The sequence below is a fragment of the Arthrobacter sp. KNU40 genome, from assembly GCF_051515115.1.
Classification (GTDB): domain Bacteria; phylum Actinomycetota; class Actinomycetes; order Actinomycetales; family Micrococcaceae; genus Arthrobacter.
On sequence record NZ_CP195850.1, the window covers coordinates 2,620,506 to 2,640,310 of the forward strand.

The 19,805-nt window shown below is 62.9% G+C and carries 17 protein-coding genes; 6 read left to right on the plus strand and 11 right to left on the minus strand.

Annotated features, from left to right (window positions below; all coding sequences use genetic code 11):
* Nucleotides 1-39 precede the first annotated feature (39 nt).
* Nucleotides 40-1,779, minus strand: coding sequence for a 2-isopropylmalate synthase (gene leuA, locus ACSKT0_RS12090; RefSeq protein ID WP_437770043.1), 1,740 nt, complete (start codon nt 1,777-1,779; stop codon nt 40-42).
* A gap of 253 nt (nt 1,780-2,032) precedes the next feature.
* Here leuA and ACSKT0_RS12095 point away from each other — a divergent pair, with 253 nt between their 5' ends.
* Nucleotides 2,033-3,985 carry a M13 family metallopeptidase gene (locus ACSKT0_RS12095; RefSeq protein ID WP_437770044.1) on the plus strand — a complete coding sequence of 651 codons (1,953 nt, stop codon included), beginning with the start codon at nt 2,033-2,035 and terminating at the stop codon, nt 3,983-3,985.
* Between the two features lie 22 nt (nt 3,986-4,007).
* On the opposite strand, the gene ACSKT0_RS12100 is transcribed toward ACSKT0_RS12095, so the two are convergent.
* The 5 genes from ACSKT0_RS12100 to ACSKT0_RS12120 form a co-directional block, all read right to left on the minus strand.
* Nucleotides 4,008-5,585, minus strand: a complete 1,578-nt coding sequence (locus tag ACSKT0_RS12100; RefSeq protein ID WP_437770045.1) for an LCP family protein — start codon at nt 5,583-5,585, stop codon at nt 4,008-4,010.
* A gap of 74 nt (nt 5,586-5,659) precedes the next feature.
* The gene (gene era / locus ACSKT0_RS12105; RefSeq protein WP_345447466.1) at nt 5,660-6,622 is read right to left on the minus strand and encodes a GTPase Era; all 963 of its coding nucleotides are present in this window, start codon (nt 6,620-6,622) and stop codon (nt 5,660-5,662) included.
* Nucleotides 6,606-7,937: a hemolysin family protein gene (locus ACSKT0_RS12110; protein ID WP_437770046.1), complete on the minus strand. Its 1,332-nt coding sequence runs from the start codon at nt 7,935-7,937 to the stop codon at nt 6,606-6,608. Before ACSKT0_RS12110 ends, era begins: the two co-directional genes overlap by 17 nt.
* A complete protein-coding gene (gene ybeY / locus ACSKT0_RS12115; protein WP_236810860.1) occupies nt 7,934-8,407 on the minus strand; it encodes an rRNA maturation RNase YbeY in 474 nt (157 codons plus the stop codon). Before ybeY ends, ACSKT0_RS12110 begins: the two co-directional genes overlap by 4 nt.
* Entirely contained in the window at nt 8,404-9,492 is a 1,089-nt protein-coding gene (locus ACSKT0_RS12120) for a PhoH family protein (protein ID WP_234749230.1), read from the minus strand. The genes ybeY and ACSKT0_RS12120 overlap by 4 nt, the downstream gene beginning before the upstream one ends.
* Before the next feature lie 421 nt (nt 9,493-9,913).
* Here ACSKT0_RS12120 and ACSKT0_RS12125 point away from each other — a divergent pair, with 421 nt between their 5' ends.
* Nucleotides 9,914-10,801 (plus strand): GerMN domain-containing protein, encoded by an 888-nt coding sequence (locus ACSKT0_RS12125; protein ID WP_437770047.1) that lies wholly within the window; start codon nt 9,914-9,916, stop codon nt 10,799-10,801.
* Between the two features lie 31 nt (nt 10,802-10,832).
* On the opposite strand, the gene ACSKT0_RS12130 is transcribed toward ACSKT0_RS12125, so the two are convergent.
* From ACSKT0_RS12130 to hrcA, 3 genes are all read right to left on the minus strand, one after another.
* Nucleotides 10,833-11,609 carry a 16S rRNA (uracil(1498)-N(3))-methyltransferase gene (locus ACSKT0_RS12130; RefSeq protein WP_437770048.1) on the minus strand — a complete coding sequence of 259 codons (777 nt, stop codon included), beginning with the start codon at nt 11,607-11,609 and terminating at the stop codon, nt 10,833-10,835.
* 2 nt (nt 11,610-11,611) lie between these two features.
* Nucleotides 11,612-12,742: a molecular chaperone DnaJ gene (gene dnaJ, locus ACSKT0_RS12135; RefSeq protein ID WP_059390014.1), complete on the minus strand. Its 1,131-nt coding sequence runs from the start codon at nt 12,740-12,742 to the stop codon at nt 11,612-11,614.
* A 67-nt stretch (nt 12,743-12,809) separates the two neighbouring features.
* On the minus strand, nt 12,810-13,823 hold the full coding sequence (hrcA, locus tag ACSKT0_RS12140) for a heat-inducible transcriptional repressor HrcA (protein WP_236810846.1): 1,014 nt from the start codon (nt 13,821-13,823) through the stop codon (nt 12,810-12,812).
* A 181-nt stretch (nt 13,824-14,004) separates the two neighbouring features.
* Here hrcA and ACSKT0_RS12145 point away from each other — a divergent pair, with 181 nt between their 5' ends.
* Both ACSKT0_RS12145 and ACSKT0_RS12150 read left to right on the plus strand, forming a co-directional pair.
* Nucleotides 14,005-14,862 (plus strand): DUF3097 domain-containing protein, encoded by an 858-nt coding sequence (locus ACSKT0_RS12145; RefSeq protein WP_437770049.1) that lies wholly within the window; start codon nt 14,005-14,007, stop codon nt 14,860-14,862.
* A gap of 102 nt (nt 14,863-14,964) precedes the next feature.
* Complete coding sequence (locus tag ACSKT0_RS12150) at nt 14,965-15,378, plus strand: DUF4870 domain-containing protein (protein WP_345447489.1); 414 nt, start codon at nt 14,965-14,967, stop codon at nt 15,376-15,378.
* 53 nt (nt 15,379-15,431) lie between these two features.
* Here ACSKT0_RS12150 and hemW read toward each other — a convergent pair whose 3' ends face one another.
* Both hemW and lepA read right to left on the minus strand, forming a co-directional pair.
* Entirely contained in the window at nt 15,432-16,661 is a 1,230-nt protein-coding gene (gene hemW / locus ACSKT0_RS12155; protein ID WP_437770050.1) for a radical SAM family heme chaperone HemW, read from the minus strand.
* 78 nt (nt 16,662-16,739) lie between these two features.
* Nucleotides 16,740-18,593, minus strand: coding sequence for a translation elongation factor 4 (gene lepA, locus ACSKT0_RS12160; protein WP_236810839.1), 1,854 nt, complete (start codon nt 18,591-18,593; stop codon nt 16,740-16,742).
* 147 nt (nt 18,594-18,740) lie between these two features.
* On the opposite strand from lepA, the gene ACSKT0_RS12165 reads away from it, so the two are divergent.
* Complete coding sequence (locus ACSKT0_RS12165) at nt 18,741-19,310, plus strand: type II toxin-antitoxin system PemK/MazF family toxin (protein ID WP_437770051.1); 570 nt, start codon at nt 18,741-18,743, stop codon at nt 19,308-19,310.
* 170 nt (nt 19,311-19,480) lie between these two features.
* The gene (gene rpsT, locus ACSKT0_RS12170) at nt 19,481-19,741 is read left to right on the plus strand and encodes a 30S ribosomal protein S20 (protein WP_236810834.1); all 261 of its coding nucleotides are present in this window, start codon (nt 19,481-19,483) and stop codon (nt 19,739-19,741) included.
* Nucleotides 19,742-19,805 lie beyond the last annotated feature (64 nt).

Below are 19,805 nucleotides of genomic sequence, written 5' to 3' on the forward strand. Positions count from 1 at the left end.
CCGTGCGGCGCCGTGTTGGCGGCGCCGCACGGCAAATGGCTATGCCCGGACGGCCCGGATGGCTCGGTTGACGGCGGAGATGACTGCCTTGAGCGCCGCGGTGCTCGTGTTGGGATCGATACCGACTCCCCAGAGGACCCGCTCGCCAACGGCGCATTCAACATATGCTGCGGCAGTGGCGCTGCCACCTTCGGAAAGGGCATGTTCGGAGTAGTCCAGGACGCGGACGTCCACGCCGTCTTGACGGAGGATGTCCAGCATGGCCGCGATCGGGCCGTTGCCCGTGCCGGTCCGCTGGACCACCGTGCCGTCAATGCGCAGGGCTGCATGCAGGGAAAGCTCGCCGGACTCATCGGTCTCGGTGCGGATGGAACCCAGCGAATAGCGTCCCCACTGGCCATCGGCTGTGCTGGCCGGCAGGTACTCGTCCTGGAACATCGCCCACAGCTGGGCTCCGCTGACTTCGCCGCCCACGGTGTCGGTGCGATGCTGGATGACGCCGGAGAACTCGATTTGTGCCCGGCGCGGCAGGTCCAGGCTGTGCTCGTTCTTGAGCAAGTACGCCACACCGCCCTTGCCGGACTGGGAGTTGACGCGGATGACGGCCTCGTAGCTGCGGCCCAGGTCCTTCGGATCGATCGGCAGGTAGGGAACCTGCCACGTGAAGTCGTCGACGGCCTTGCCGGCCGCGGCAGCTTCCTTCTCGAGGGCTTCGAAGCCCTTCTTGATGGCGTCCTGGTGCGAACCGGAGAACGCCGTGAATACCAGATCGCCGCCATACGGGGAACGCTCGGGAACGGGCAACTGGTTGCAGTACTCCACGGTCCTGCGTACCTCGTCGATGTCCGAGAAGTCGATCATCGGATCGACGCCTTGGACGAACATGTTAAGGCCCAGGGTGACCAGGTCCACGTTGCCGGTACGCTCGCCGTTGCCGAACAAGCAGCCTTCGATGCGGTCGGCGCCGGCCAGGTAGCCCAACTCCGCGGCGGCAACGCCTGTGCCGCGATCGTTGTGCGGGTGGAGGGAAATGATGATGCCTTCACGGGGGTGCAGGTTCCGGTGCATCCATTCGATGGAGTCCGCGTAGACATTGGGGGTGGCCATTTCCACGGTGGCGGGCAGGTTGATGATGACCTGCTTGTCCGCGGATGCTTCGAAAACATCGGCGATCGCGTTGCAAACGCGTGCTGCGTACTCAAGTTCGGTCCCCGTGAAGGACTCCGGCGAGTACTCGTACGTGATGTGGGTGTCCGTGAGGGTTTCCTCGTACTTCTTGCACAAACGGGCACCCTGGAGGGCGATGTCCAGGATCCCGTCCTCGTCCTGGTTGAACACGACGCGGCGCTGCAGGACCGACGTCGAGTTGTACAGGTGGACGATCGCCTGCTTGGCGCCGACGAGTGATTCGTAGGTGCGCTCAATCAGGTGTTCCCGCGCCTGGGTCAGGACCTGGATGGAGACGTCATCCGGAATGTGGCCGCCTTCGATGAGCTGCCGCACGAAGTCGAAGTCTGTCTGCGAAGCGGAGGGGAAACCGACCTCGATTTCCTTGTAGCCCATCTTGACCAGCAGCTGGAACATTTTCAGCTTGCGGGCCGGGCTCATCGGGTCGATCAGGGCCTGGTTGCCGTCACGGAGGTCCACAGCGCACCAGCGCGGAGCCTTGGTGATGACCTTGTCCGGCCAAGTGCGGTCCGGCAGCTCGACACTGATCTGGTCCTGAAAAGGCAGGTACCGATGAATGGGCATTCCGGAGGGCTTTTGTGCGTTGCGCATGACTTTGGGGGCCTTTTCTCTTAATCTTTGATGGAAGATTGGCCGGGCATAGCTAACTCCGCAGCGAGGGTTGGCCTAGCGAATGATCGCCTACGAGGCCCCGCCGCGGCAGCTAAGGAGAAGCATTCCTGCACGCACCATTTCACAGTAACACGGGTGCGTATGATGACAATGCAATACCTGAAGCAACGTCCACTATGCAGACGCGGTAACGGCGGTGAGCCGGTTCCGCTCGTCGTCCGAAGGAGTTCTTGTGCCACAGTCGGGGATCACACTGTCCAACATCGATGAAACCGTCAGGCCGCAGGACGACCTTTACCAGCACGTCAACGGGGCGTGGCTGAAGTCAACGGTCATCCCCGACGACCGCCCGCTTGAGGGAACGTTCACCGCGCTGCGGGATGGCGCTGAACTGGCAGTCAAAGCGATCATCGAGGAAGCTGCCGCAAAGGGCGAGGACGCCAGCGGCATCGAACGCAAAGTAGGCGGGCTCTACAACAGCTTCATGGACGAAGAGGCCACCGAAGCCAAGGGTATGGAGCCTATCCGCGCCCGGCTTGCGGAGGTCTTTGCTACGGCTTCGCCGGCCGAAGTGGTTGCCCTGACCGGGCGGCTGTTCCGCTCGGATGTGTCCGGCCTGTTTTCCATCTACCCCGCTCCCGACGCCGGGAACCCGGACCGGGTCCTGTTGTACATCGGCCAGGGCGGACTTGGCCTTCCCGACGAGTCCTACTATCGGGACGAGAAGTTCGAAGGCATTGTCAGCGCCTATGCGAAATACGTCACCAAACTCTTCGGCCTGGGAGGCATTCCCGACGCCGACAATGCCGCGGCGCGCGTTGTCGCCCTCGAAAAGGCCCTTGCCTCGCACCACTGGGACAACGTCACCCTTCGCGATCCGCAGAAGACCTACAACCTCAAGACCGCGGAGGAGGGCCGTGAACTATTCCCCTACCTTGATTCCTGGTTCGATTCTGCCCGGATTGAAGCAGGCAAATTCACCGAGCTGGTGGTAAGCACTCCTGATTTCTTCGCGGGTGCGTCCTCCCTCGTCGAGACCGAGTCCCTTGCCACGTGGCAAGAGTGGCTGGCCCTGCGTGTGCTCAATGCCGCCGCCCCCTATCTCTCGTCGGCGTTCGTGGACGCAAACTTCGATTTCTACGGCACCACCCTGAGTGGCACTCCGCAGAACAAGGACCGCTGGAAGCGCGGAGTCGCCGTCGTCGAAGCCGCCCTTGGTGAGGCGGTCGGCCAGATCTACGTTGAGCGCCACTTCCCCGAAGGCTACAAAGCCAGGATGCAGACGCTGGTTGCCAAACTGATCGAGGCTTACCGCGAGAGCATCACGGCGCTCGACTGGATGGGTGACGACACCAAGGCTGAAGCGCTGAAAAAGCTTGAGGCCTTCCGGCCCAAGATTGGTTTCCCGGACAAGTGGATTGACTATTCCGCCGTCGACATTGATCCGGGTGATCTTCTGGGGAACGTCGAGCGGGCACACAACGCCGACGTCGACCGCCACCTCGATGAGGTCGGCAAGCCGGTCGATCTCGACAAGTGGCTCATGACCCCGCAGACGGTCAACGCGTATTACCACCCCATGCTGAACGAGATTGTCTTCCCCGCGGCCATCCTGCAACCGCCATTCTTCACGGCGGAAGCCGACGACGCGGTCAACTACGGAGGCATCGGCGCCATCATCGGCCATGAAATCGGCCATGGCTTCGACGACCAAGGCTCCCAGTTCGACGGGAGTGGAGCGCTGCGGAATTGGTGGAGCGAGGAAGACCGCAAGGCCTTCGAAGCACTGGCGGCGAAACTTGTTGCCCAGTTCGATGCCCTTGCCCCCTATGCCGCTCCCGAGCACAAGGTCAACGGGAAGCTCACGCTCGGCGAAAACATCGGCGATCTGGGCGGCCTGACCATCGCCTACAAGGCTTATCTCCTGAGCCTTGAGGGTGCGGAACCTCCCGTCCTCGAAGGCCTGACCGGCCAGCAGCGCTTCTTCATGTCCTGGGCTGCCGGCTGGCGCCAGGTCATTCGTCCCGAGGAAGCCATCCGGCGCGTCGCTACGGATCCGCACTCCCCCAACGAGTTCCGGACCAATGCCATCGCCAAGAACCTGGACTCGTTCCATGAGGCGTTCGCGGTGGAAGCCGGGGATGGAATGTGGTTGTCGCCTGAGGACCGCGTCAGCATCTGGTAGGCAGCGGGAGTTTCCCGCGTTGCTACCTCGCGATGAGTGCCGGGTTGACCGCCTGGCATTTCACGTCGCCTGCGGTCTGCTTGACGACGTCGGACGGTACGGAGGCAACTCCGTACTTGGTCCCGGAATTGAAGTCACTGCCGACATAGACCTGGACTCCGACGACACCCTTGGATAGTTCGACTTGCGAGGCCGGGATCCCCAGGAGGTTCGCGACATCCGGCGCGACGTCGGCATAGCCGGTCCCGTAATAGACAACCGTCTTGGGGACGGCGGCTGCAAGGAAATGAGCGGCTTTCGTGAATCCGCCGCCAACCAGGGCAGCGGCGATCTCCTGTCCGCGGGACGCGACGCCCGTTCCGTCTGCCACGGTCACTGGCTGAAGGGCCTTGTCATAGGCCGGAACGGCAGGAGTGCTTGGCGCCGGTGCCGCGCTGCTTGACGGGGCGCCGGACGCCGCGGGCGAGGGACTGGCCGACGGAGTGGCCGTGGCCCCCGGCGTGGTCAGGTCCAGGTTCGCGCGCATGGCGGCGAACAGCTGCGTGGCCTGCGGTTCAACCAATTCGAGCCTGTTGGGATCGACGGCGGCGGGCTGGGTGGGAACCGAGACGAACGCGACCTTGGACAAGTCAACGTCTTTGAGGCGGCTCCCGATGGTCAGGAGCGACTGGACCGATGCCAGGCCTTCATCCACGGTCAGGTTCTTTGTCACGGCATCCGCGATGGACAGCAGGCTCTGCGGATTGCTTAGCGTTCCGTCGGACTTGATCTTCCGGGTCAGCGAAGAGAGGAAACCCTGCTGCGCCTGGATCCGGCCGAGGTCACTTCCGTCGCCAAAACCGTGGCGGGTCCGGAGGAAGGCCAGGGCCTGCTCCCCTTGGACACTCGATGTTCCCTTGGGGAGCCGGAGTCCGGAATCAGGGTCGTAGACGGCGTCGCTCACGCACACGTTGACCCCGCCGACGGCGTTGGACAGCTCCTTGACGGCGTTGAAGTCGGCCATCATGAAGTGATCGATTTGCAGTCCCGTGAGCTTGTTCACTGTGTCCACGGCGCAACCGATCCCGGCTTCTGCCATCGCCGAGTTGATCATGACGTTGGAATGGGCTTCATAGACGGTATTGGTTTTGGGATCGGTGCACTTCGGAACATCCACCAAGAGGTCGCGGGGAAAGCTGGTGAGGCTCACCCTCTTGTTGTCCGCCGAAATGTCCAGCAGCATCATGACATCCGACTGGCCATAGCCGGTGGAGTCCTGCGTTGAACCGTATTGCGCGTTCTTTCCGTCCCTCGTGTCGGACCCGAGGATGAGGATCTGCTGGCGGTCCGTGGCGTCGTTCGCAGCGGCCTCGGTCCTGGGAGCGCCTGCCGACAAAGGTGCTTTGCTGATGTTCGACTGCAAGCGGATGACCCAGTAGGCGGCGAAAGCAATACCTGCGACCAACAGCACCGACACCGTCACGGCGGTGACCTTAAGCCAGAGCGGGAGGCCCTTCGGAGCATTCATGTGGCGGGGGGTGCCGGGAGCTTCCCCGTGGCGTGCAGCGCCGGGGGCACCTATGGTGCCGGGCTCCTGAACGCGTGCATCGCGACGTCGCACGACTCGCTCGACCTTTCCTCGGAAAATGGGATTCGGACCATTTTACGGGCCCAAACTGGGAAATTCCCCAGCGGCTAGAATCCCAACTTCACGAGTTGCTTCGGGTCGCGCTGCCAGTCCTTGGCCACTTTGACGTGCAAGTCGAGGTAGATCTTGGTTCCCAAAAGGGCCTCAATGCCCTTGCGGGCATTCGTTCCGACCTCGCGCAGCCGGCTTCCGGCCTTGCCGATGATGATGGCCTTCTGGGACGGACGTTCAACGTACAAATTGACCCGCACGTCGAGGAGCGGGTTGTCTTCGGAGCGGCCTTCGCGGGGCAGGATTTCCTCCACCACCACAGCCAACGAGTGGGGAAGCTCGTCCCGGACGCCTTCCAAGGCTGCTTCCCGGATAAGTTCGGCGACCATGACGGCCTCCGGTTCGTCGGTGAGTTCGCCGTCCGGGTAGAGGGGCGGAGAAGGAGGCATGTGGCCGATGAGGACGTCGGCGACCGTACTGACCTGGAAGCCGTCGGTCGCGGAAACCGGAACGATATCGGCCCAGCCTTGTTCGCCGAGGACTTCGCGGCCCAATGCGGCTACAGCCAGGAGTTGTTCGGTCAAGGCCTGGCGGTCCACCAGGTCGGTCTTGGTGACAAGTGCGATGATCGGCTTGCGTCCGACGGCGGCGAGCTGGGCCGCAATGTATTTGTCGCCCGGTCCGATCTTCTCATTGGCGGGCAGGCAGAAACCAATGGCGTCCACTTCGGAGAGGGTGTCCGCGACGAGATCGTTGAGCCGCTTGCCAAGGAGGGTGCGCGGGCGGTGCAGGCCGGGAGTGTCCACGAGGATAAGTTGTGCGTTCTCCCGATGGACAATGCCGCGGATCGTGTGCCTCGTGGTCTGCGGCTTTGCCGAGGTGATGGCCACCTTCTGGCCAACCAAAGCATTGGTGAGGGTGGACTTGCCCGCATTGGGACGGCCCACAAGAACCGAGAAACCCGCGTGGAAGCCGCCGAAGTCCTGATCGGCGTCGAACTTCTTATTGTGCTTGCTCACGTGGAACTCCCTGTTGCGTTGTGTCGGCCTCGTCGAGAAGGTCTTCAAGGTCAGTGTCTTCTTTTGGAATGGCTGCCGCAATGATATGGCTGACCCGGTTTCGCCGGCCTTCCAGCCTATCGGCTTTCAAGGAGATCCCATCCACCCTCACTGCGCTGCCTACGATCGGCACCTTGCCCAGGGTTTTTGCCAGGAGGCCGCCCACTGTGTCCACTTCGTCGTCGTCGAGGTTGATGTGGAAAAGCTCGCCGAGGTCGTCGATGCTCATCCGTGAACTGACGCGGTACGTGCCATCACCCAAGTCAGCGACTTCCGCATCGTTGGAGTCGTACTCATCCACGATCTCCCCCACGATTTCCTCGATGAGGTCCTCGAGGGTCACCAGCCCGGCCGTGCCGCCGTATTCGTCAATCACTACGGCCACATGCGTGGACTCTTGCTGGAGCTCGCTGAGGAGGTCGCTGACAGGCTTTGATTCGGGAACGAAACGGGCCTCGCGGGCTATGGCATCAACGTCCTGGCGCACTGATGGCTGTTCCGGGCGGTGCAAGGCGGCAGCGACGTCCTTCAAATAGAGAATGCCGCGGATCTGGTCCGCATTCTCGCCGATAACGGGGATCCTTGAGTATCCGGAGCGCAGGAACAGGGCCATGGCCTGCTCCAGGCTGGATCCGGACTCGATGCTCACAATGTCCGTTCGAGGGACCATCACCGAGCGCACTAGCGTGTCGCCGAAGTCGAAGACCGACTGGATGAGTTCGGCCTCGCTGTCCTCGATCATGTCCGATTCCGTGGCCCTGTCGACGAGTTCACGGAATTCTTCCTCGCTGAAGAAAGCTTCATCGCCGCTGGGCGCACCGGGTGCCACCACGCTGCCGATCCTCACGAGCCAGCCGGGAATGGGACCCAGGATCCAGCACAGGAACCTGATGAGCGGGGCAGAGTAGCGAACCACGCCGCCAGAGTGGGCGCGTCCGAGTTGACGGGGCGAAACGCCCACCAGAACGAAACCAATGACGGCCATGATGCCCGTCGCTGCCAAACCGGCAAGCCAGACGTTCTCGAGGAGGCTATGCATGACGACGGCGACGGCCACCGCTGCCGCCATCTCGAACCAGACCCGCCAGAAACGCAGCGCCCGGATGTGCGCAATTGGCTGCGCGAGGATGCTGCGAAGCGCATTCCCCCGGCTCTTGACGATGGCTTGCTCGGCGTCGTGCCGCGGCAGGAAGGTGAAGGCAGCCTCAGCCGCGGTCAGCAGGGCGACGAAACTGAGGAACACCAACGCCATCCCGACCAGGATGAGCGAGGTCACAGCATGGTCTCCATGGGGGCGTCCTTGCCAAGGAACGCGGACAGCAGCTCACGCTGCAAGCCGAACATCTCGGCCTTTTCCTCCGGTTCGGCGTGGTCGAAACCGAGCAGGTGAAGGATCCCGTGCGTGCAGAGCAGGAGCATTTCATCCTGTGTCGAATGACCGGCGTTGCGGGCTTGCACCTCGGCCACCTGCGGGCAGATGGCGATGTCGCCCAGCATGCCCTGCGGAGCAGGCTTACCAGGCGTTCCCGGCGTCAACTCATCCATCGGAACAGACAAGACATCGGTAGCGCCAGGTTCGTCCATGAGCTCGATGTGGAGCTTTTCCATGGCAGGCTCATCCACCAGGAGGATGGAAAGTTCGGCTTGGGGGTGAATGTAGAGCCGCTCGAAGATGAAGCGTGAAAGCGTCACCAATTGTGCCTCGTCCACTTGGACGCCGGACTCGTTGTTGACCTCGATGCTCATCTGTGTTCTCCCCGTTTGTCGTGGATCGGCGTGTGCTGGGCACGCACCCGGTGCTTTTCATCCCATTTGCTGTAGGCGGACACGATGTCGGCGACAAGCCGGTGCCTGACGACGTCGGAAGCGTCCAGCATCGTAAAGTTCACGCCGTCGATTCCGTTGAGGATTTCCTGGACGATGCGCAGACCCGAGGTGGCGCCGAAGGGCAGATCCACCTGGGTGATGTCACCCGTGACAACCATCTTGGAGCCGAAGCCCAAGCGGGTCAGGAACATCTTCATCTGTTCCGCCGTGGTGTTCTGGGCTTCATCAAGGATGATGAACGCGTCGTTGAGCGTGCGGCCGCGCATGTACGCAAGCGGTGCTACCTCAATAGTCCCGGCAGCCATAAGGCGCGGGATCGATTCCGGGTCCATCATGTCGTGCAAGGCGTCGTACAAAGGACGCAGGTACGGGTCGATCTTGTCGCTCAACGTTCCCGGAAGGAAGCCGAGGCGCTCTCCTGCCTCGACAGCGGGCCTCGTGAGGATGATGCGGCTGACTTCCTTGAGCTGCAGTGCCTGGACGGCCTTGGCCATCGCCAGGTACGTCTTGCCGGTGCCCGCAGGACCGATCCCGAAGATCACCGTGTTGTCGTCGATGGCGTCGACATAGTTCTTCTGGTTGAGCGTTTTGGGGCGGATGGTGCGCCCGCGGCTCGAAAGGATGTTGTGGGTCAGGACTTCGACGGGGTTTTGGAGGGACTGGCTGCGCAACAAGGACACGAGTTGCTGGAGCACGTCCGGGGTGATGACCGTCCCCTTGCCGACCAGGCCGCGGACTTCCTCTAGAAGCCGCATGATCCGGGGAACATCGCTCGACGGTCCGCTGAAGGAGAGCTCGTTGCCGCGCACATGAAAGTCGACGCCGGGGAACTGGGCTTCGATGTAGCGCAACGCCTCGTCATGGCTGCCAAGGGTCTGAACCATCTGATCCGAGTTGTCAAAGATGACAACTTCCGTCCGGGCGCCCGGGACAGAGTGTGGGAACTCGGCCGGACCTGTGTCAACGCTGCCGGCCTTGGGCCGCCCGTTCAATGATTCTGTCATAGTGCTGGCCTTGCGGCCTCTGCTCCTCCGGCTTGGTGATGTCCATCGATTTTCTCCGATGTCCGTCTGCTGGATGGGCGCACGATCGCGGGCCTCGGATTGCTTTCAATCCTACGCCAGCCAGTCTCCGGGGTGGTTCCAGACCCTGCCCGGCGGGGCTGCGGACGGCCGATCCATGCCGCTTTGGTATCAACTCGGCATCGACCTCGTATCAATCGGATTGCAGTTGGCCGCCGGGGTATCGAAACGCCAGCCGGGGCCCGGGAGACTGTGACAAGCTGATTCATGGGCAAAATGCCCCTGTGCCCGGCCACCGGGCGCATGACTCCCCCGCACCACCGCGGCCGAACACGAGCAGGAATCCACCATCACCAGGCCAGCCGTCACTCCTCACGGCACACGCATCCGGAAACGCTCCGCGATGCTTGTGACCGCTTTGACGGCTGCCTTGTTCCTGTCGGGCTGCATTGCCGATCGCACGGGACAGGGATCCACCACTCCGATCCCCACCCCGACAGTTGCGCTGCAGACGGTGCCGGACAGCAATGCTCCGCTCGAAACAACCCAGGCCTCAAACAAGATCCCCGTGTATTGGATCGGGCGTAGCGACACGGACACCTTCCTGTACCGCGAATTCCGTGACAACCCTGGCAACGAGAACCCCATCACCACGGCCCTGCGGATCATGATGTCCCAGAAGCCGTTGGATCACGATTTCTTCACGCCGTGGCAGAACCCAGGCAGCCTGGCGACCTCGATTTCCGGTAAGAACGTCGTCACTGTCGATGTTTCCCGCGACGCGTTCAATTCCAATCTCGACGCCGGGATGGCACAGCGTGCGGTCCAGGAACTCGTCTATACCGCCACCGCAGCGGCCGCGAGTTCAGGACTGATCGATTCAGGACAGCAGATCAAGGTGACCATCCTGGTGGACGGGCACACGGACTACATGGCATTCGGTCAGGTCAAACTAGGCGATCCGATGGTCCGCGACGCATCCATGGTGGCACCGGTGTGGATCATCGACCCGCAAGAGGATCTGACCTTGCCTGCCGGTCCGGTCAAGTTCAACGGCCGGAGCACAGACCCCTCGAAGAAACTGCATTGGCAAATCCTTCGCGAGAACTCAAACGGCGACAAGTCCTCCTACCTCGCCGGGCAGACCACTGCATCTGCCGTTCCCGGACAAGGTGGAGCCTTCAGCCTCACCGTGGGGCTCGGAGCGGGCCGCTATGAATTGCGGGTTTCCTTGGTAGGACCCAACGACGCCGACGTCGCGACGGATACCCGTACTTTCAGCGTTCGCTGAGCGAGCGCTGATCCAGGACGAGCGCTGCGGGCTACCAGCGCCCCAGAATGTCACTGGCGAGCACGACGGCTGCGGGTCCCGCCGTCGACGAGCGAAGCACGTGGTGGCCCAGGAGCGCGGTGACCGCGCCGACGTCGCTGAGCTTCGTCACTTCGCGCGGTGAAATGCCACCCTCCGGGCCGACGATGAGCAGGACTTCGCGACCCGCCCCGGTTTCCGCGTCGGAAACCTCGGCCTGCCACTTCTGCAGGACATCCCGCAGCGGACGTTTCGCGTCCTCATGCAGGATGATCGCCAAGTCGGCCGCGGCAACCGCCGCAGCCAGGCCGGAGCCGTCGACGGCGGCACGCACCTCGGGAATCCACGCGCGCCGCGCCTGCTTGGCGGCTGCCGTGGCGACGGACTGCCACTTCGCGTGGGACTTGGCCGCCCTGTCACCCTTCCAACGGACGATGGAACGCTCGGCCTGCCAGGGCACGACGGCGTCGATCCCGAGTTCCGTTGCCGTCTCGACGGCAAGTTCGTCCCTGTCGCCCTTCGCGAGGGCCTGGACCAATACGAGCCGCACGGTTGGTTGGTGCTCCTCCTGGACGGCGGTGGCAAGGACTGTCAGGGTTCCGTGCCCGGATTCGGTCACGGTGCCCGTGAGCCGTTTTCCGGCACCGTCGGCAATATCGACGGCTTCGCCGACTTCCAGGCGCTTGACGGTGACAGCATGCCTGGCTTCGGCGCCGTCGAGCACAAAAGTGTCTCCAGGGCCGAGCCCGTCAAGCGTTCCGGCTGCTGCGAAGAATACGGGGTTGCTCACCGCTATAGGTTACCGAGCTTGTCCCGCAGCTTCGCGAACATACCGCCGCTGGCCACAAGCTTGCCTTCGGTGAACTGCTCTCCGCGCAATTTTGCCAGTTGGCGAAGCAGGTCTTCCTGTGCGGCGTCGAGCTTGCCGGGCGTCTCAACGTGCAGGTGCACCTTGAGGTCTCCCCTGCCGTAGCCGCGGAGATGGGTGACGCCGAGTCCACGCAGGGTGATGACTTCGCCGGACTGCGTGCCGGACTTGACGTCAATCTCCTGGGGACCGTCGAAAGTCTCAAGCTGCAGCTCAGTACCCAGTGCCGCGGCAGTCATGGGAACGCTCAGCGTGGCGTGAAGGTCGTCGCCTTCGCGGATGTAGGTGGAGTCACTGTTGACCCGGATCTCCACGTAGAGGTCACCGGGAGGACCGCCCGCAGGACCTGCTTCGCCTTGCGACGACAGCTGGATGCGGGTCCCGGTAGCGACGCCGCCGGGCACCTTGACGGTCAGTGAACGGCGGCTGCGGATGCGGCCCTGGCCGTTGCACTCATTGCAAGGATCCTTGATGATCGAGCCGAAACCTTCGCACGATCCACACGGTGCGGCTGTCATGACCTGGCCGAGGATCGAGCGTACAGCCCGCTGGACCTGGCCCGAGCCGCCACAGATGTCGCAGCGCTCCGGGTGGGTGCCCGGACGGCAGCATGAGCCTTCGCACGTGGGACAGATGACAGCGGTGTCCACCTCAAGCTTCTTGTTGACACCAAACACGGCCTCACGCAAGTCGATGCGAACGCTGATCAGGGCGTCCTGCCCGCGGCGCATACGTGATGCGGGGCCTTGCATGCCGCCGCCTCCTCCGCCGAAGAAGGTATCGAAGATGTCCTGGAAGGCGAATCCCTGGCCCGCGTATCCTCCGCCGAAACCGTTGTCGGTCCCGTTCTCGTTGCCAGTTGCGTCGTAGACACGGCGCTTCTGGGGGTCGGAGAGGACCTCGTAAGCGTGGGTCACCGCCTTGAATTCCTCGGCTGCGCCGGCCCCGGGGTTCACATCGGGGTGCAGCTTACGTGCGAGTTTGCGGTAGGCCTTTTTGATCTCCTCGCCGGTTGCTTCCGGCGAGACGCCCAGAACGTCATAGTGACTGCTCAAAGTCGGTATCTCTTCCTTGTTTACGGTTCCACTGCGTTTCTTGCGAGGCGCCCTCCAGCCGAGGCTGTCAGCCGCCCAGAATGCGGGAAAGGTAGCGTGCGACGGCACGGACGGCCGCCATGGTGTTGGGGTAGTCCATGCGGGTGGGTCCAAGAATGCCGATCTTGGCGCTGCTGCCCGGACCGTAGCCCGTGGCAACCACCGAAGCCTCCGAGAGGCCGTCATAGGGGTTTTCGCGGCCGATGCTCACCGTGACGCCGCGGGGGTCTTCCGCCATATCCGACAACAGCCGCAACATGACCACCTGCTCCTCAAGCGCTTCGAGGACCGGACCGATGCTCAGCGGGAAGTCCACGTTGGAGCGGGCCAGGTTGGCCGTGCCTGCCATGACCATGCGCTCGTCGCGGCTCCGCTCGGCAAGCCTTTCCAGGCCATGGGCAAGGGCGCCTGCAAGGTTGCGAAGCGTCGGCGGGCACAAGGCAACCACCGAAGGCAGGACTTGCGGCATGAGGTCGAGCTGGGAGCCGGCAATGCTTCCAAGGAACCGCGCGCGCAAGGCCATGAGCTCTTCGTCGGTGGCGTCCGTCGCTGCGTGCACAACGCCCTGTTCCACCTTGCCAGAATCGGCGATCAATACCACCAAGACCTGACGCGGTGCCAAAAGGACAAACTCAATGTGCCGGACACGCGCGCGGCTCAGGTGCGGGTACTGGACGACGGCGACCTGGTTGGTCAGTTGGGAGAGGAGCCGGACAGTGCGCTCAAGGATGTCCTCAACGTCGTCGGGTCCCTCAAGCAAGGAATGGATAGCCCGGCGCTCGGCAGCCGAAAGCGGCTTGACCTCGGAGATGCGGTCGACGAACAGGCGGTAGCCTTTGTCCGTTGGAATGCGGCCGGCACTCGTGTGCGGCGCGGCAATGAGGCCTTCTTCTTCAAGAAGTGCCATGTCATTGCGGATGGTGGCGCTCGACACTCCCAAATGGTGCCGTTCGACCAAGGCTTTGGAGCCGACGGGCTCGCGGGAGTGAACGTAGTCCTCCACGATGGCGCGTAACACTTCAAGCTTGCGTGGTTCGCTCACTGCCCACCTCCAATCAACATTTCAACAATTAGCACTCAACATGCCCAAGTGCTAACAAGTCTAGTATGAGCCACCTCGTTGTTAGCATTGGTACCGCTCGCGGCGAACATGATTCCCGCGAGGCCGTGGGTAATGCCACGGACCGTCAACGATCCCCCTAGCGCAAAGTGGTGTGAAGACCGTGTCTTACGACAATTGGGGCCCGCAAGACCTCACCTCGTCTGCCAAACGGCAACTGCCTGAGGTGCCCGTTGAACGCGGGATGGTTCTCGAGGACGTGCAGTCCGGTTGGGTCGGGGCCGTGACCAGGGTGGAGAAGTCCGGGGGCATGCACATTGTGGTGCTTGAGGATCGGCGGGGAAAGGCCAAATCGTTCCGGCTCGGATTCGGATTCCTCCTGGAGGGACAAGCAGTGAAGCTCGTGCCGCCGGCTCCACGCGCCGCGTCCGCCAAGGCCGCGGCGCAAGCAGGCAGGACGGCATCGGGATCCGTCCGCGTCGCCGGGCAGCGGGCCCAAGTCGCCAAGGCGAGCCGGATCTGGGTGGAAGGCAAGCACGACGCCGAACTCGTGGAAAAGGTGTGGGGAGATGATCTCCGGGTGGAGGGCATCGTCGTCGAGCCCTTGCACGGCGTGGACGATCTCAAGGCCGCCATCGCCGGGTTCTCCCCCGGCCCGGGCCGCCGGCTCGGAATCCTCGTGGACCACTTGGTACCGGATTCGAAGGAGTCGCGGATTGCTGCCGAAGCCATGACGCTGCCGGGCGCCGCGGGAAACGTCCTGATCGTGGGACATCCCTACGTGGACGTCTGGCAGGCAATCCGGCCCAAGGTGTTGGGGATCGAGCAATGGCCAACCATCGCGCGCGGCACGGATTGGAAGACCGGCATCCTGAGGTCCTTCGGCTGGCCGCATGAGACGGCCGAAGATGTCGGGCTGGGTTGGCAAAAGCTTCTTGGCGCCGTCCACAGCTACGCCGATTTGGAGCCCTCGTTGCTGGGCCGCGTGGAAGAAGTGATCGATTTCCTGACTGTTCCGTGACGATTGCGCGCCCCGGGCAGAGGAGTTGGTCGGCTGATCGCGTGCCGAGCAAGTATTCTGGGACAGCAACACTGCACCGATTGATACTCGAAGGAAGATACTTTGGCAGACAACGCTCCTGACGATCGGGATGGCACCTCGGGCCAGTCCCAGTACCACGGCGTTCCTGCCAACGCGCTGCCCTTGACCGCCTCGGAAGACCGGCAGTGGGCAACACTGGCACATTTCGGCGGGATCCTTGGCTGCGTTCCTTCGCTTCTGATCTACCTGATCTTCCGCGAACGTGGCCCCTTCACGGCACAGGAATCCAAGGAAGCGCTCAACTTCACTTTGCCTCCGACGATTGCCGCAGTGCTCGCCAACGTCCTTGTCTTGCTCCCGGTGGTGGGAAACCTGTTCGCTGTCCTTGCCACGGCGATCTGGGTGGCCGTGACCTGCTTCTCGGTGTCAGCCGGAATCCGCGTCAACCACGGACAACCGCACCGCTACCGCTTCAACCTGCGCTGGATCAAGTAGCCGGTCTTCGCGGGTCCGTACGCAACTCCCGCGCCAACCGCTAGCGCCTGCCGCTAGTCCGGAAGGATCCGGCGGACCACGGCGTCCGCGAGTAGCCGGCCCTTGAGAGTCAGGACCAGCCGTCCTTGGAAGGCCGCACCAGGCTCAACCAGTCCGTCGGCAATGAGGCCTGCGACGGCGTGGCGGCCCACCTTGTCGAGCGCGTCAACTTGAAGCCCTGTGCCGAGCCGAGCCTCCAGCATGATGCGTTCCACTTCCCGGGTTCCGGCGTCGAGCGTTTCACGTCCAGCGGCCGGAGACACCCCGCTGCCGAGCCTGTTGGCATAGGCTGTGGGGTGTTTGACGTTCCACCAGCGGACGCCGCCCATGTGGGAATGCGCACCGGGTCCGATGCCCCACCAATCGTCTCCCCGCCAATAGGCTAGGTTGTGTTTGCACGCCTGTTCGGGAGTGCGGGACCAATTGCTGACCTCGTACCAGTCCAGACCGGCGGCGCTGATCAGCTGATCGGCGAGTTCGTACTTGGCGGCGTGGTCGTCGTCGTCGATGCCGGGAACTTCTCCGCGCCGGATCTGCGCCGCCAGCTTGGTGCCTTCTTCCACGATCAGCGCATAGGCACTGATGTGGTCCGGACCGTAGGACAACGCTGTCTCGAGGGAGGTCCGCCAATCAGCCATGGACTCGCCGGGAGTCCCATAGATGAGATCGAGGCTCACCGCAAGGCCGGCGTCGCGCGCCCATTGGACCACCAAGGGGACCCGGCTGGGAGTGTGTGTACGGTCCAGGACCTTGAGGACGTGAGGGACCGCCGACTGCATGCCGAAGGAAATCCGGGTAAAGCCGGCGTCTGCGAGCAGCTGGAGGGACTCGGGCGTCACAGAGTCCGGGTTCGCCTCAGTGGTGACTTCGGCTCCCGCTTCCAGGCCCCAGTGCCCGACGGCGGCCGTCAGGATGCGTGCGAGATCTTCGGCAGGCAGCAGGGTCGGCGTCCCGCCGCCGAAGAACACCGTGCTCAGGTGCCGTTGCGGCAGCCCGGAGGCTTCCATGGCCCGGACGGCGAACTCCACTTCCGAAATGGCAGTAGACGCGTAGGCGTCCTGGGAGGCGCCGCCGCCAAGTTCGGTGGCTGTGTAAGTGTTGAAATCGCAGTATCCGCAACGGACGGCACAGAAAGGTATGTGGACGTACAGTCCAAATTTGCGTGAATCGACGCCGTCGAGCACCTGCGGCGGCAAGAGTCCGTCCGCAGGTGCCGGATCCCCGAGGGGAAGAACGCTAGGCACGGATTTCCCCTCGTGCCTGTCCTGCGCGCGCCCCTACAGTGCGCGCGTGTCCCGTGGTGTCCCGGGCGAAAAGCGGCATTACTTCTTGGCCTTGTCCTTGGATTCGTCGGTGGTCAGGGCTGCGATGAACGCTTCCTGTGGAACTTCCACGCGGCCCACCATCTTCATGCGCTTCTTGCCTTCCTTCTGCTTTTCCAGAAGTTTGCGCTTACGGGTGATGTCACCGCCATAGCACTTGGCAAGGACGTCCTTGCGGATGGCGCGGATGCTCTCACGCGCAATGATCCGCGAACCGATGGCGGCCTGGATGGGCACCTCGAACTGCTGGCGGGGAATGAGTTCGCGCAACTTGCCTGTCATCATGACGCCGTAGGCGTAGGCCTTGTCGCGGTGGGTGATGGCACTGAAAGCGTCAACCTGCTCGCCCTGGAGCATGATGTCCACCTTGACCAGGTCTGCGACCTGCTCGCCGTCGGCCTTCCAGTCCAGCGAACCGTAGCCGCGGGTCTTGGACTTGAGGATGTCGAAGAAATCGAAGACGATTTCGGCCAGCGGAAGGCGGTACCGGATTTCCACGCGGTCTTCGGAGAGGTAGTCCATGCCGCCCATGACGCCGCGGCGGCTCTGGCACAGCTCCATGATGGCGCCCACGAACTCATTCGGCGCCAGGATGGTGGCGGACACCATAGGTTCGCGCACCTCCGAGATCTTGCCGGTGGGGTATTCGCTCGGGTTGGTGACGTGCAGGACCCGCTTGTCCTCCAGCGTGACCTCGTACTCAACGTTGGGAGCGGTGGAGATGAGGTCGAGGTTGTACTCGCGCTCGAGGCGTTCACGGGTGATTTCCAAGTGCAGCAGGCCAAGGAAGCCCACGCGGAAACCGAAGCCCAGGGCGGCAGACGTCTCAGGTTCGTAGACGAGTGCTGCGTCGTTGAGCATGAGCTTCTCTAGGGCATCCCGGAGCACTGGATAGTCCGTGCCGTCCAAGGGATACAAGCCGGAGAAGACCATAGGCTTGGCATCGGCGTAACCGGCGAGGGATTGCGAAGCGGGCTTGGCCAGGTTGGTCACGGTGTCGCCGACCTTTGACTGGCGGACGTCCTTCACGCCGGTGATCAAATAGCCTACTTCGCCGACGCCCAGGCCCTTGGAGGGCGTGGGCTCCGGAGAGCTGACACCGATTTCCAGGAGCTCGTGGGTGGCACGGGTGGACATCATCTGGATCCGCTCGCGCGGGTGCAGCATGCCGTCCACGACACGGACGTAGGTGACCACGCCGCGGTAGGTGTCGTACACGGAGTCGAAGATCATGGCTCGGGCCGGAGCGTCCGGGTCGCCGACAGGAGCCGGAAGATCGCGGACGATCTTGTCCAGCAGGGCCTCTACGCCCACGCCGGTCTTGCCGGATACGCGCAGCACGTCCTCGGGGTCGCCGCCGATAAGGTTCGCGAGTTCCGCGGCGTACTTTTCGGGCTGGGCGGCCGGAAGGTCGATCTTGTTGAGCACCGGAATGATCGTGAGGTTGTTTTCCATCGCCAGGTAGAGGTTGGCCAGGGTTTGGGCCTCGATGCCTTGCGCGGCATCCACCAAGAGGACTGCGCCTTCACAGGCCGCGAGGGAACGGGAAACCTCATAGGTGAAGTCAACGTGGCCGGGGGTATCGATCATGTTCAGGGCGTAGCTGGTGCCGTCAAGTTCCCAGGGCATGCGGACAGCCTGGGACTTGATGGTGATGCCACGTTCGCGTTCGATATCCATGCGGTCCAGATACTGGGCCTTCATGTCGCGGGACTTAACGACGCCGGTGTACTGCAACATGCGGTCGGCCAAGGTGGATTTACCGTGGTCGATGTGGGCAATGATGCAGAAGTTCCGGATGATGGCCGGATCTGTCGCGGCGGGCACCGGTGCGGTGCGGGCCATGGGAGACACGCAGGGTCCTTACTGTCGATACTCACACGGCCGGACTCCGGACTGGTCTGGACCATTCCGGCCGATGCCGCATATCTGAACTAATAGTCTCCCACGAACCCGGCGCCGCTTGTGCACTGGCACGGCAAGGGAAAGTACGGTGGTTCCATGGCATCGGACACACACTTGCTTGGCAGACTCCTCAAAGGCTCCCTGGGCTACCTTCGACGGATCATCGGATCCCCGGCCGGCGCACCCCCTCGCCGATCCCCGAAGGGCGGGGCCGCGGCGAAGGCGAACCGGACACGGAACGCAAGCACCGACGTCGGGCAGCTTTCCGGTCCGTATCCGGGCGACTTCAGGGGCGCGGTGTCGCCGCGGTACTCCCCCAATCCCGACGGCAAACCGGACCCGGGAGAGATCGTGTGGTCATGGGTTCCGTACGAAGAGGATTATTCCCAGGGCAAGGACCGCCCGGTCCTTTTGATAGGGCACGACGGCGCGTGGCTGCTGGGGCTGATGCTGACCAGCAAAGACCACTACAACGGCCGCCGTTCAGATGACTACGTCGACATCGGCACCGGTTCCTGGGACCCTCAAGGCCGGCCGAGCGAGGTCAAGGTAGACCGGGTGGTTCGCATCAATCCGGCGGACGTCCGGCGGGAGGGTGCTGTCCTCGACAAACGCACTTTCCAACTTGTGGCGGGCCGGCTCAACGGGCAACACGACTCGGCATAGACGCGAAATCCCCGGAAAAGCGCCGAGTCTGATAATATTTATGGCGGTGTGTCCGTGCAGGTCGACGGCCACTCATGGTTGGCTGCCATAGGCATCCCCACGCCGCTCAGTCGATGGCCAACCTGAAAACCCTCTAGACCATTTTCCGCATTAAAAGAGAGTTCACACACGTGGCTAATATCAAGTCCCAGAAGAAGCGCATCCTCACCAACGAGAAGGCTCGCCTGCGTAACAACGCAGTCAAGTCTGAGCTGAAGACGGCCATCCGCGCCGTCGCCACCGCCGTTGAGTCCACGGACAAGGATGCCGCTGCAAAGGCTCTTGTTGCTGCTAGCCGTAAGCTGGATAAGGCTGTCAGCAAGGGCGTTATTCACAAGAACAACGCTGCAAACCGCAAGTCGGCGATCTCCAAAAAGGTCAGCGCACTCTAAGGTTTATCCAGTTCGACTGAGCTGAACATGAGGCCGGCACCCCTGGGTGCCGGCCTCAGGTATT